This window comes from Methanothermococcus okinawensis IH1 (genome assembly GCF_000179575.2).
GTDB classification, from domain to species: domain Archaea; phylum AGJL01; class Methanococci; order Methanococcales; family Methanococcaceae; genus Methanofervidicoccus; species Methanofervidicoccus okinawensis.
Genome location: NC_015636.1, coordinates 840,545 through 853,951, shown reverse-complemented (window position 1 = coordinate 853,951; position 13,407 = coordinate 840,545). Strand labels below are relative to the sequence as shown.

The 13,407-nt window shown below is 31.5% G+C and carries 16 protein-coding genes; 13 read left to right on the top strand and 3 right to left on the bottom strand.

The genetic code is table 11. The features are described from left to right. Positions 1-11 precede the first annotated feature (11 nt). The 8 genes from METOK_RS08640 (at position 12) to hemL (ending at position 5,155) form a co-directional block, all read left to right on the top strand. Positions 12-107 (top strand): MetS family NSS transporter small subunit, encoded by a 96-nt coding sequence (locus METOK_RS08640; protein WP_157198876.1) that lies wholly within the window; start codon positions 12-14, stop codon positions 105-107. A 345-nt stretch (positions 108-452) separates the two neighbouring features. After that, positions 453-797 (top strand): CBS domain-containing protein, encoded by a 345-nt coding sequence (locus METOK_RS08895; RefSeq protein ID WP_232210785.1) that lies wholly within the window; start codon positions 453-455, stop codon positions 795-797. Continuing rightward, positions 797-1,405: a CBS domain-containing protein gene (locus METOK_RS08890; RefSeq protein ID WP_232210783.1), complete on the top strand. Its 609-nt coding sequence runs from the start codon at positions 797-799 to the stop codon at positions 1,403-1,405. Before METOK_RS08895 ends, METOK_RS08890 begins: the two co-directional genes overlap by 1 nt. Before the next feature lie 172 nt (positions 1,406-1,577). After that, positions 1,578-2,480, top strand: a complete 903-nt coding sequence (locus tag METOK_RS04270) for a methanogenesis marker 7 protein (protein ID WP_013866993.1) — start codon at positions 1,578-1,580, stop codon at positions 2,478-2,480. A gap of 131 nt (positions 2,481-2,611) precedes the next feature. Continuing rightward, entirely contained in the window at positions 2,612-3,052 is a 441-nt protein-coding gene (locus METOK_RS04265) for a hypothetical protein (protein ID WP_013866992.1), read from the top strand. A gap of 8 nt (positions 3,053-3,060) precedes the next feature. Beyond that, complete coding sequence (locus METOK_RS04260) at positions 3,061-3,303, top strand: hypothetical protein (RefSeq protein WP_013866991.1); 243 nt, start codon at positions 3,061-3,063, stop codon at positions 3,301-3,303. 133 nt (positions 3,304-3,436) lie between these two features. Next, a complete protein-coding gene (locus METOK_RS04255; RefSeq protein ID WP_013866990.1) occupies positions 3,437-3,715 on the top strand; it encodes an EMC6-like membrane protein in 279 nt (92 codons plus the stop codon). A 153-nt stretch (positions 3,716-3,868) separates the two neighbouring features. Beyond that, a complete protein-coding gene (gene hemL / locus METOK_RS04250) occupies positions 3,869-5,155 on the top strand; it encodes a glutamate-1-semialdehyde 2,1-aminomutase (protein ID WP_083810067.1) in 1,287 nt (428 codons plus the stop codon). 45 nt (positions 5,156-5,200) lie between these two features. Here the strand turns inward: hemL and METOK_RS04245 are convergent, their stop codons facing one another. The 3 genes from METOK_RS04245 to METOK_RS04235 all read right to left on the bottom strand — a co-directional run bounded on the left by METOK_RS04245 (position 5,201) and on the right by METOK_RS04235 (position 7,376). Then, on the bottom strand, positions 5,201-6,214 hold the full coding sequence (locus tag METOK_RS04245) for a homoserine dehydrogenase (protein ID WP_013866988.1): 1,014 nt from the start codon (positions 6,212-6,214) through the stop codon (positions 5,201-5,203). Positions 6,215-6,253: 39 nt separating this feature from the next. Then, positions 6,254-6,730: a hypothetical protein gene (locus METOK_RS04240; protein WP_013866987.1), complete on the bottom strand. Its 477-nt coding sequence runs from the start codon at positions 6,728-6,730 to the stop codon at positions 6,254-6,256. 109 nt (positions 6,731-6,839) lie between these two features. After that, on the bottom strand, positions 6,840-7,376 hold the full coding sequence (locus METOK_RS04235) for a CDP-2,3-bis-(O-geranylgeranyl)-sn-glycerol synthase (protein ID WP_048057878.1): 537 nt from the start codon (positions 7,374-7,376) through the stop codon (positions 6,840-6,842). A gap of 672 nt (positions 7,377-8,048) precedes the next feature. On the opposite strand from METOK_RS04235, the gene METOK_RS04230 reads away from it, so the two are divergent. The 5 genes from METOK_RS04230 (at position 8,049) to vhuU (ending at position 13,288) form a co-directional block, all read left to right on the top strand. Beyond that, positions 8,049-10,025 (top strand): CoB--CoM heterodisulfide reductase iron-sulfur subunit A family protein, encoded by a 1,977-nt coding sequence (locus METOK_RS04230; protein WP_013866985.1) that lies wholly within the window; start codon positions 8,049-8,051, stop codon positions 10,023-10,025. Between the two features lie 312 nt (positions 10,026-10,337). Further along, on the top strand, positions 10,338-10,742 hold the full coding sequence (gene vhuD / locus METOK_RS04225) for a F420-non-reducing hydrogenase iron-sulfur subunit VhuD (protein ID WP_157198875.1): 405 nt from the start codon (positions 10,338-10,340) through the stop codon (positions 10,740-10,742). A 127-nt stretch (positions 10,743-10,869) separates the two neighbouring features. Continuing rightward, positions 10,870-11,736, top strand: a complete 867-nt coding sequence (gene vhuG, locus METOK_RS04220; protein ID WP_013866984.1) for a F420-non-reducing hydrogenase subunit VhuG — start codon at positions 10,870-10,872, stop codon at positions 11,734-11,736. A gap of 69 nt (positions 11,737-11,805) precedes the next feature. Further along, the gene (gene vhuA, locus METOK_RS04215) at positions 11,806-13,062 is read left to right on the top strand and encodes a F420-non-reducing hydrogenase Vhu subunit A (RefSeq protein WP_013866983.1); all 1,257 of its coding nucleotides are present in this window, start codon (positions 11,806-11,808) and stop codon (positions 13,060-13,062) included. A gap of 88 nt (positions 13,063-13,150) precedes the next feature. Next, positions 13,151-13,288: a F420-non-reducing hydrogenase selenoprotein subunit VhuU gene (gene vhuU, locus METOK_RS08885; protein ID WP_083810048.1), complete on the top strand. Its 138-nt coding sequence runs from the start codon at positions 13,151-13,153 to the stop codon at positions 13,286-13,288. The last annotated feature ends 119 nt before the right edge of the window (positions 13,289-13,407 follow it).

Below are 13,407 nucleotides of genomic sequence, written 5' to 3'. Positions count from 1 at the left end.
AAGGTGATTATATGAATATCTCTGCAATAGTGATGTTCCTATTTGGTGCAATAACGCTGTGGGGAGGTTCAGCATATTTTTTATGGAAATCCCTAAAAAAGCAATAATTATATATATTAATTTTATATTTAATATTTATATTAATTCTTATTAATATGGATTATAATTATTTATTTTAGTTAAAATTAAGAATAATTTTAAAATTGCCTCATATTTATTCTATTTTTATTTTTTTATTTTTTAATACACATTATTCATATTATTTCGATAATTTTTAATAGCTATATCTAATTGATTATTATGTGTATTTATATATTTACCTTATTATACATTCATTATGCAAATATATTTTTATTATTTATCATCAATATAACTAAATTTAAATATTAATATTACCATATTATTTTACATAATTGGGAGGATTAATTATTTTTACAAAATCGGTGGTTAATATGTTGTTTAAGAAACTTTCAACAGTAGAAAGAGTATATAATATCGGATTGGAGCAGAATTCACTATCCCACATATTTGACAATATTAATATCTTTGTAAAAGAAGCAGAAGAGGACTTAATAAAACTTTATGATTTAAGAATTTTAGAAAAGATACCTGTAAAGGACATTATGACTAAAAATATTATTACAATCAGTAAAAATGACAATATAACTAAATTAAAAGATTTTATTGAGAAATATAGACATATGGGATATCCTGTTGTAGATGAAAATGGAAAATTGGTAGGTGTTGTTACATTTAAAGATTTAGAAAAGAAAAACAAAAAACCATTAAGGATATAATGACTCCAAAAGAGGAGCTCATATTAATATCTCCTGAAACTTCTGCATCAGAATCTCAAAAAATAATGGCTAAAAATGACATTGGAAGGCTTTTAGTAGTGGATAGCAATGGAAATCTTATGGGTATTGTAACCAAGGGGGATATTGTAAAAACATACTTAGTATATGGGGAGAAAACTTCAAAAATCCAAGAATGTTCAAGAATAACAAATTTTTATTTTTATGACAGAGATAAGAACTCAAAATTAAAAAAACTTACAGATGATTTAATAGTGCTGCTTGGTGCAAAGGATTATGTTGTATCTGAAAAAGACTATTATATAGAGATACTAACGAAAGATTGGGAACCTCTGGCTAAAATAATGAAAAAAGATGATTGTATAGACCATATCTCTCTAACAACCAAATCAATAAATATCCTTCAAATGAATATCATTGATAAAATTTTAAAAACCATGGATAAATACGACTTCGAAGAAATTATAATGGTGGATCATATAACACTTATTGATGAGAGGTCAGCAATTCAAAGAATTATAACTGATGTAACATCATTTAGGGATAGTAAAAAGACTTTTGGAACTATTACTGTTCGTTCTGATTTCTAAATAATAAAAATTTATATTATGATTTAGAAGTTTTTTATATTTAATATTGGGATAATAAAAATATGACATGAGATATAACATAAAATATAGTATAAAACAAAAAATAATTAAAAATAACAAAAAATATAAACCGTAGCTAAATATATAATCTAAATAATACTTTGGTGGAAAAATGTATGAAATTATTAGATACGAAGGTGGAGTTTATAAAAATAATATACTTAAAGAATGGATTGAGGATGTGGGAGGATTTATAATACAGGAACATGTTATGCAGTTGGATGTATATATGACAATTGCATTGCCACAAAATGAAATAGAAAACTTTAAAATAGAATCCAAAAAGTATAAGGGAAAGGTCGTTGAAACTCCTCTCGCTGGAACAGAAATTGCAATAGTAGCTCCTAGTTTATCGAGACATCATTTACCACATACGGCATGTGATATTTCAGAGTTCGTCAGAAGGTTTGGAGCAAAACCAAATATGATAGGATTATCTCATGGTGCAGGAAAAGATATTAGTTTAATAAAAGAAAAAGAAAAAAGATTAATTGAAGAACATGACATTGCTGTTTATGTCATGGGAAATTTTGAAAGTTGTTTATTGGATAAAACCCACTTATTTGAGGTGGATATTCCTGTTGTAATAACGGGAGGTCCTGAAACATTGGGTATACCTTATCCATATGTGGGGAACTTAGGAAGAAGAGCTCATAGGTTAAGACATAGTGAAGAGAGACAGGCATTAAAAAAGATGGTGAATGAAATTACAAGATTGATAGATAGAAAAAGAGAGGAGCTCTCCTATGACCCACCCATAATACCACCTGTTGTGTTGAAGGATGAGTTGGAAAAACAAGTTGATGAAATATTTAATATACTTTCTCCAATGCCTATTGTAACCCAATTAGATGGTCTAAGAATAAAACTAAATTACGATACATATCATGAAAAAATAGAAAATGTTAAAGTTGGAAAATACCTATTAAAAGATATAGCCTATATCTCGAAATCTGAAATGAAAGATTATATACTGGTTAAAATAAAACCTACCTCTGAGGTTATAGAAAATTAAATATAGAAATATATTGCAATAAAAGTTTAATAAATAAAGGTTAATAAAGTTTAAATACTATTTTATTTTTTCTACCTATTTTCATTTATATTTAATAATAGTTTAATTAATTTAATTAAGGAGGAATATCCATGAAAACTATGAATACCGATGATAATTTTAATAATACATCCAATAGAACGGAGCTCCCAATTCCACCGGGAATTCCACAATCCATTATTATTAGGGTAATAGAAACATGCGGGGTTAATTATGAGATAAAAAAGGATGAATTATTTGACAAAGAATATCCTGTGCTTTACGGTGATAAAGACAATATAGAAAACGCAAAAAGCTATTTGATATTATTCACAGAGGCAAAATTAGCATTGCGGGATATTGCAAGACTTGCCAGAAGGTTTAAAAAAGAAGTTAAAGTATATACCAATGATGAAGATTTAAAACATGCAATAGAGTTGGTATTAAACGATATTACAAATAAGGATAAGATTGAAATCCTAAATGAGAAATTAGATTCAGAAGATTTTGAAACCATAAATATCTGCGGAAAAACGCTTTATGTATTCGTTTAAGGGATATTATGCACTATTCAATAATAAAACCTATTGTAGATGAAGAAAAGTTGTTAATCGACAGAGGTTCTTTAAAAACAAAACGGAAATTCGCTTTTTTGCTTGAAAAAGGGGATATTATTTTAGTAAATAAAACCTTGGAAGTAAATGAAGAAGTTGAAGTATTGGTGGATTATACTTATACGGAAAAAAGTAAAAGACCAAAGGAATCAATTAAAATATACAAGATTAAAGAATTAATAAAAGAATGAGGTTAAAAATAAATTTTATAATATTTATTAATTATTTAAATATGGTAATATAAATATAAATGGAGATATAAAAAATATAAATATAAATTATTATATAAAAAAATAACAAAAATTACATTAAAAAGGTGTTATCATGGATTTAGAAGGAAAAACAGCAATAATCCATACTATTGGAGGAATATTATTTGGATTATTGGCGAATTATATATATACAGCAGGTCTTGGAACTTTAAGCGGTATTGTAACATTGTTGTTTTTATTTGTGGGGCTTATTATAACGGGGCATATCACTGCAATGATAGTTGGCAAGGGAAGCCTAAGTCAAAAACAGTGGTTGGGAAGTGGAGGTGTTTCTTACTTCTTTACATCGGTGGTTTTTTGGGTTTTAGTGTATAATGGTGTATTGTTATAATAATACCGAAATAGAATAGAATATGATTATATAAATTAATATTAAAATTAATTAACACGGTAATAATCTCATATTACCATAATAATGTGAGCAATAATAACAATAATAAAATTAACAAATGATTTAAAAAATAAAGGGATTAATATGAGCAACATGTTTAAAAACATAAATCTATCAAAATCAAAGAAATTATTTGAGGAAGCTCAGAAATATCTTGTAAAAGGAGTAAATAGTCCAGTAAGATACTTCAAACCATTTCCATTTTTTGTTGAAAAGGCAAAAGATTGCTATTTATTTGATGTAGATGGCAATAGATATATCGACTACTGCTTAGCTTATGGTCCTATGGTGTTGGGGCATGCCAATGACAATATAATAAACACTGTAAAAGAACAGCTTGAACTGGGAACTGCCTATGGATGCCCTACTGAAAAGGAAATTGTCCTTGCAAAAGAAATAGTAAATAGAATGCCCTGTGCAGAGATGGTAAGATTTGTAAATTCTGGAACTGAGGCTACAATGAGTGCCATTAGACTTGCAAGAGGCATTACTAAAAAAAATAAAATTATAAAATTTGATGGTGCATACCACGGAGCTCATGACTATGTGCTTGTGAAAAGTGGAAGCGGAGCTCTCACACATGGATCTCCTAACTCACCAGGTATCCCTGAGGAAACTACAAAAAATACATTATTAGTTCCTTTTAATAATGAGGATGCCATTAAAAAAACCATTGCTGAAAATAAAGATGAAATTGCCTGCATTATTGTTGAACCAGTGATGGGCAATATTGGATGCATTCCTCCAAAAGAAGGATATTTAAAATTTTTAAGAGAAATTACTGAGGAAAATGATATAATATTGATATTTGATGAGGTAATTACAGGATTTAGAATAGCACCAGGGGGAGCTCAGGAATACTATAATGTTGTTCCCGACTTAGCAACAGTCGGAAAAATAATAGGTGGCGGTTTTCCAATTGGTGCAATTGTTGGTAAGAAGGAGCTCATGGAAAATTTTTCACCAAATGGAAATATTTATCAGGCAGGCACATTTAACGGAAATCCAATTTCAGTTAGTGCAGGTATTGAAACCTTAAAAAACCTTGATAACGAGTTTTACACACAAACTTCAAAAACTGCCAAAAAAATAAGCGATTTTATAGGAGAAACTGCTGAAAAATATAAAATACCTAATAAGATATATAATGTGAGCTCGATGTTTCAGATATACTTCAATGAAAATGAAGTAGTGGATTATGAAACTGCCAAAAAAAGCAATACAGAAAGATTTATGAAGTATTTTTATGGTCTTTTGGACAATGGCGTATTTATAGCACCATCACAATTTGAATGCTGTTTCACATCCATTAAACATGATGATGAAGTTGTTGAAAAAACATTAAATGCTATTGAAGAAGTATTTAAATCGCTTAAATAAATTTTATATTTTATTTTTTTATTATTTATTATTATTTTATTTTTATTATCTTTTAGTTCTCAAATATACGCTTATAATATCACTCAAAATAGCAGATGAAGTTTCTATATCTCCTGCTCCCCTACCAACTACAACAATTTCCTTTGCCAAGTCAGTATTTAACATTGCAACATTCAAAGAACCTTTCACATTCATAGGGCTATCGATGGGTATTAATTTTGGACATACTTCAAGCTTGTTTTTACTTACTTCTCCAATAAGTTTTATAGTATATCCACTTTTATTAGCCATTGTCAGTGCCTCAGGCGTAATTCTTGTAATACCTTCCAATTTAACATCTTTTATACTAACATTTCTATTCATAATTGAATTTGCAAGTATTACTATTTTCGCAGCAGTATCAAGTCCGCTTATATCTTGGTGAGGGTTGGTCTCTGCTATACCGAGCTCCTGTGCCTCTTTCAATACAGTATCAAAATCGAGTTTTTCTTTTTCCATTTTTGTTAATATATAGTTCGTAGTTCCATTTAATATTCCTTTTATTTCGGTTATTTCATTTCCAGCGAGTGTTTCCTTTGCCAAATTTATTATAGGCATTGCTCCTCCAACGGATGCCTCATACCTAAATATTTTATTATATTTTTCAGCATAAGAGGTTAATTCATTAAAATATAATGCAAGAGGTCCTTTATTTGCAGTAATTACATGTTTTCCATTTTTAAATGCCTCAATTATATGGGTTTTTGCAGGTTCTCCTGTTTCTATGTTGGTTGGTGTGGCTTCAACAATGGCATCGGCATTAACTGTTTTTATAACCTCAACAATGGACATACCTGTTCCTTTTTCAGGATAATTAGATATTTTTTTAGTTCCTTCCTTAACATTTAATGCAGTTTTTAAATCCAAACCATTTTCATCTATTGCTGCACCGCTCCTATCACATATAGCCACAACTTTTAAATCCAAACCATATTTGTTTTTTAAATACTCTTTTTTTTCTTCTATAACTTTTGCTACACCTTTACCGATTACTCCAAAACCGACCAATATTACCTTCATGTTTTCTCCTCAATTAACTATATATCGTTATATCCTTTCTTAAAATGATTTAATAAATAACAAATTTTTTTCCTTTGATATTCTGTCGAGCTCATTGCAAAAATCTTCTAATTTATTGATGTCTATTATTACCTTCATTCTTGCAGAAGATTCTTTAAATGGGTCAGGCATTGAAAGGTCTAAATCTACAACAAGACCATATTCATTTAATCTGTCGATTGTATCCCTTACATCAGTATCGACTACATGACCAACAACGACCATATCAATATCTGTTTTTCGGACTGTTTCATTTACTTTTGTAATAATTATATCCATTTCTTCAAGTTTTTTTATTACATCATTTAATTTGTTTTCTACATCATCAATAACTACCCTAACAGGAACCCTACCATCTGTTTTCTTTTCTCTTAAATGTATTACACTAAATATATTAACACCCATATTTGAGATTGGTGTCAGAGCTCTTATTAATTCACCGGGAACATCTTTTAACTCCAAATCAAGAGTAATCATATTTTCACCATATATAATTATTATATCATTCGTTATTTTATTGTTATTATAATTTATATATTATATTTATTTTAATTAATTATTTAATTTATTTTTTTAAATGTTAATTTCACCACCATACTTTTTTGACACCCAATAGGTATGCCACAATATTACCCAACAAATGAACTGCTGGTGTTATAATCAATAATACAATTATCATTTCAATAGATATGGGAGCAATAGGATAGGCAAATAATATGGCAAACACTACAAAACCAATTTGGTCAAGAATCGGAGCAGGTTTTCCTTGTGCAATTCCAATTCTTCTTTTAATAAAACTTCCCAACATGTCACCAAACAGAGCTCCGAGCGATAATAAAAAACCAATATATACCCATTCAAATATATTAAAATAAAATGCAATATTATTAACAATGTTTAAATTTACAATCATACCTTCTAAAACAGCTACAATAATTCCACATAAAATTCCAAAAAAAGTTCCCCTATATGTTACCCCATTTCCAACTATTCTCTTGCCATCAACAAATTTTTTCCCCATATCCAAAGGTGTGCCTCCACCAAATATGCATGCAGAAGCATTTGCAACATATGCAGGTAATATATATATCAATGAATTATATATTAATTGAATTATACTCATAAAATCCCTCGTATAATATTTAACAACATCTAACATCCAAATTAATACCTTGGATAATAACATTAAAAATATTATTAAAAACATTCTTGCAGAATTATTTTTTAAATGGTATTTAAATATATCTTATAGCGTTGAAAGAATATATATAATTTATATATATAATTACAATATTCAGTATTGATTATATATTTTTATATATTTAAATATAAGAATATAACATGAAAAAATAATAAAAACAAAAAAGATTTAATCATTGAAAAATAAAAGGGGGGTAAAATAAAATGGGGAGGGGTTTAAAATTAATTAAAATTTTATAAAATATATTCCGTTAAATCCTAACCATTCATTTCCGTATTTATTTGGGGGTATGAGGGGGTGGGAATGGGATTTAGGAGACTTCTCCTATACACGGTGTTATCAGCAGCTATATATGGGGGGTGTAAAATAACTTAATGCCACTGTCCCACACCGTGCATCTTTAACATATACCTTTCGAATATATATACTTTTCGCTAATTAAATTAACTTACTATATTTAAAATATATTAACTATATATAATATTTTTAATATGCAATATTAAGAAATTTAAGAATATATATTTTTATAATAATATAGAGCTAATAATATATGCATATTATACTTATGAATGAAATACACCAGGAGGTGAATACATGAGTAACCCCAAAATAGGGGTATTTGTCTGCTACTGTGGTGCCAATATTAACGGTGTCGTGGATTGTGAAGGAGTAAGAGACGCCGTAGAAAAATTAGACGGTGTCGTAGTTGCAAAAACATACCCATTTATGTGTTCTGACCCAGGTCAGAATTTAATAAAAGACTGTATTAAAGAATACGGTCTTGAAAGGGTTGTAGTTGCAGCATGCACACCAAAAATCCACGAGCCAACATTTAGAAAATGTATTTCAGAAGCAGGCTTGTCCCCTTATTACTTAGAATTCGTAAATATAAGAGAACACGACTCATTTGTTCATATGAGTGAAAAGGAAGAGGCTACTAAAAAAGCCATTGAATTAATCGCAGGAGGAGTGGAGAGAGCTAAAAAATTAGAGGATGTTCCTCAAAAAGTTGTTGATGTTGAAAAATCATGTCTTATTATAGGGGCAGGTATTGCTGGAATAAATGCCGCTCTTGATTTAGGAGACCAAGGATATAAGGTATATCTTGTTGAAAAAGAACCATCTATTGGAGGAAGGATGGCTCAAATTGACAAGACATTCCCTACTGATGATTGTGCGATGTGAATTCTCGCGCCAAAGATGGTTACAGTTGCTAGCCATCCAAATGTTGAATTAATCACTTATGCCGAAATAAAAGATGTACAAGGATATATTGGTAATTTTGAAGTTACTGTGGAGAAAAAACCAAGATATGTGGATGAAGATACCTGCACCGGGTGTGGTGCCTGTGCAGGAGCTTGTCCTATTGAAGTGCCTAATGGATTTGATTTAGGGTTAGGTACTAGAAAAGCCATATATGTGCCATTCGCTCAAGCCGTGCCTTTGGTATATACCATTGACATGGAACACTGTATTCACTGTGGATTGTGTGAAAAAGCCTGTGGTCCTGGAGCCATAAGATATAATCAAAAACCAAAAGAAATTAAATTCAAAGTTGGTACAATAATTGTTTCCAATGGATTTAATGAATTTGATGCCACTAAAAAAGAAGAATATGGATATGGCATATATGATAATGTAATTACAACTCTTGAATTGGAAAGGATGGTAAATCCATCTGGACCAACAGGCGGTCATGTAGTTAGATTAAGCGATGGAAAGCATCCTAAAAACATTGTATTCATACAGTGTGTAGGGTCAAGGGATTTAAAAGTTGGAAATCCATACTGTTCCAGAGTATGCTGTATGTTTGCCCTTAAAAACGCACAGCTTATTAAATCAGAATATCCTGATGTAAATATCTACATATGTTATATGGATATTAGGGCATTTGGTAAAGGTTATGAGGAATACTACCAGAGAGCTCAGGAACAGTTTGGAGTCAGGTTTGTAAGAGGAAGACCAGGATGTATAATTGAAGACCCTAAAACCAAAAATTTAACAGTTAGAGTTGAAGAAACATTGATGGGAGAAGTGCTTGACATTGATGCAGACCTTGTAGTTCTCTCAGCAGGATTAGTTGCCAGAACTGAAAACAAAGATATTGCAAAAATGTTGGGTCTTGAATTAAGTCCTGATGGATTTTTCAAAGAATTGCATCCAAAATTAGCACCAGTAAATACAAAAGTCGATGGTATAGCCATTGCAGGAGTTGCCCAGGGTCCAAAAGATATACCTGATACAGTATCTCAGGCAAAAGGTGCAGCAAGTGCAGTATCTATACCCATGGCACAGGGACAGTTTAAAATTGAAATGATAAGAGCCTGTGTTGATGAAAATGTATGTGGTGGATGTGAAATTTGTGGAAAAATGTGCCCATATCACGCTATATCTTACAAAGAGATTGATGGTCATTTAATAGCCCAAGTGGATGATGTTGCATGTAAAGGCTGTGGTGCCTGTGCAGGAGCTTGTCCAAGTGGTGCTATGCAGTTAAGATATTACAGAGATGAGCAGATACTTGCCACAATAGATGGAATATTGGATGCAGAAAAAATAATTAATGGATAAACTTAAATTAAGAGCGAATGGTCACAGTTTATAAATAAATCATTACCAATATTCAATATATATATTAAAATAACTAAAAAAATAACTAAATAATTAATAACTAAAATAAAAAAACTCGGCATAAGTGATTTAGCCATTACAGATGAGGCATTACCCGAAGGCATAGCCAGGATAATGCTGATGTGAGCTATGTAGCTCGGCAAAGTTAAAAAAGTAAAAATTTAAAAATTTCTTATATTTAAGTTCCTCCAAAACTTATTATAAATAATTTATAAGTTAAATAAAAATAAAAAGTTTAAAAAAAGTGATATTATGGCTGAACCCACAATCATGGCATTTGTATGCTACCAGTGAGGATATGGTGCAGCAGATTTAGCAGGCACCAGTAGGCTTCAATATCCAGCATCAGTAAGGATTGTAAGAATGCCATGCACTGGAAAATTCGATATTACCTATGCATTAAGAGCTTTCCAGAAAGGTGCTGATGCAGTATTCGTAGCTGGATGAAAGCCTCATGAATGTGCCTTTGAAACAGGGAACTTCAAAGCTGAAGAGAGGGTTAAACTTACAAAACAGATTTTAGATGAGCTCGGTATAGGTGGAGAAAGAATTGAAATGTTCTTCATGAGTAGTGCCGAGGCTGATAAATTCGCTTCCGCAGTAAAAGAAATGACTGAAAGAGTTAAAAAATTAGGTCCAAACCCTCTGAAAGCTTAAATAAAAAAGGATGAATTCCACGGGGAACCGAAAGGACCTGTGGAAGGACTGCCTCCAATGTAGGAGGTAATTACTTTTTTAAATTTATTCTTATTATTTCTATTATTCCTAATAATTAGGTGGTTAGATGGCAGATAAAGTTAAAGTAGGACTGATACAGTTATGCGGATGTTCTGGATGCCACATGTCATTATTGGATTTACATGAAAAACTACTCGATGTCCTTCCAAACTTGGAAATAGTTTATGCTCCTATTATTGCAGATGTAAAAGAAATACCTGAGGGCATCGATGTATTCCTTGTTGAGGGCGGCATAAGAAACGAACACGACAAACATCTCGTTGAAGAAATCAGAGAAAAATCAAAAATAGTAGTTGCATGGGGAAGCTGTGCAGCTTTTGGTGGCATACCAGGACTTGGTAATCTATACACCAAAGAAGAGTTTTTAAATACGATATATAGCACAGCATCAACAGATAATCCCGGTGAAATTCCAAGCGAAGATATACCACCATTGGAGGAAGAAGTTAAACCTATAAGCAAGGTAGTAAAAGTTGATTTAGTATTACCTGGATGTCCTCCAAGACCAGAACATAACGCAGAAGCTATTGTTGCACTATTGGAAGGTAGAGAACCACAATTATCTTCAAAAATCGTATGTGATGACTGTCCAAGGAAAAAAGAAGGAACTTATCCTGAGAAATTTAAAAGGTCATATGAAGGAACTCCTGACCCTGAAAAATGTCTATTTGAACAGGGATATACCTGTTTAGGTATGGCTACAAAATCAGGATGTGGAGCAATGTGCCCAAGAGCAGGTATGCCATGCAGAGGATGCTTTGGAAAAGCACCTGCGGTTATTGACCAAGGTGCAGCAGCAGCAAATGCTTATGCAGCATCAGGAGATGCATCTTTGGAAATTATGGACAAAGTAGCGTTATTTAATAGGTTTTCATTAGCCGCTGCATTAATACCTAATAAAATAAAAAAATAAATAAATTATAAAGATTTAAATTTAAAATTAAGTTTAAGATTCATAATAAATTAAATATGGTGACTCTAAATGGGCAAAATTACAATCGAACCGCTAAGCCGTGTTGAAGGGCATGGAAAAGTTACAATTACATTGGATGAGTCAGGAAAACCAAAAGATGTTAAATTGCATATTACTGCACTGAGAGGCTTTGAACAATTTGTTATAGGGCGACCTGCTGAGGAAGTTCCAAGAATTGTTCCAAGAATTTGTGGTATATGTCAAACAGCTCATCACCTTGCAAGTGTTAAAGCTGTTGATGCAGCATGGGGAGCTGAGGTACCAAGTGCAGCCAGCAAACTTAGAGAGTTAATGCTTATGGGTAATATGATACACAGCCATGCATTGCACTTTTACTATTTGGCAGCTCCTGACTTAGTAGTTGGTCCAGATGCAGACCCTGCTGTTAGAAATATAATCGGCATTATTGATAAGGCTCCCGAAGTAGCCAAAAAGGCAATAGCATTGAGAAAATTCGGTCAAACATTGGTTGAAAAAACCGGAGGAAGACCCATTCATCCAGTTTCTGGGATACCCGGAGGAATTTCTAAATCACTTAAAGAAGAAGAAAGAGATGAATTGTTAAAAGAAATAGATACAGTAGTGGAATATGCAAAGGATGGTATTGATTTAATAAAATCATTAAACGAGCAATATATGGATGTTGCAAAATCATTAGGTGTTATTGATACATGGTATTTGGGATTGGTAAAGGATGGAAAACATAACTTCTACGACGATACTTTGAGATTTTTATCACCAGATGGTAAAGAAAAGATGGAGTTTAAGCCCGCTGAATACTTGGATTACATTGGAGAACATGTAGTTTCACATAACTATGTAAAATATCCTTACAACAAAAAAGTTGGATATCCAGAAGGGCTTTACAGAGTAGGTCCTTTGGCAATGGTTAATGTATGTGATTCCATGGCAACACCATTAGCAGAAGAGGCTAGAAAAGAATTTATGGATACATTCGGAAGTCCTGCAAACCAGTCCTTGGCATACAACCATGCAAGATTAATAGAATTACTTGCAGCATGTGAAAGGGCAAAAGAATTATTAAACGACAGCGAAATTACATCGACAGACACAAGAGCCGAAGTTCAGCCAAAAGCAGGAAATGGAGTTGGAGTAGTAGAGGCTCCAAGGGGTGTATTGATTCATAACTATGAGACTGATGATAGAGGAGTTGTCGTAAAGGCAAACATGATTGTAGCAACAACACACAATGTTCCTACAATGGAAAAAGCTATTCAGCAGGCTGCAACGGAAATATTCAAATAATTTAAATTTTAATAAAATAATAATAAAATAAATTTGAATTAAATAATATATAAATTAATAAAAATTCCCTATTCCTTTGGTGATAGGTATGGAAATAGATGAGAAAAAACTAAATTTAATAGAGCTCGTATTGAGAGCTTATGACCCTTGATACTCATGTGCTGCCCACATGATAGTTAAAGATGAAAAGGGCAAAGTGCTATTTGAATTAGTCAAAGATGAATAAACTCTTCAACCGAACCCTTTGGGAGGTTGTAGGGAATACCTTCTATGCAGAAGGTGAATAATAAATAGAAATAATAGATATAATGAATAAAAATATATAGAATAAAATGTATGATAATG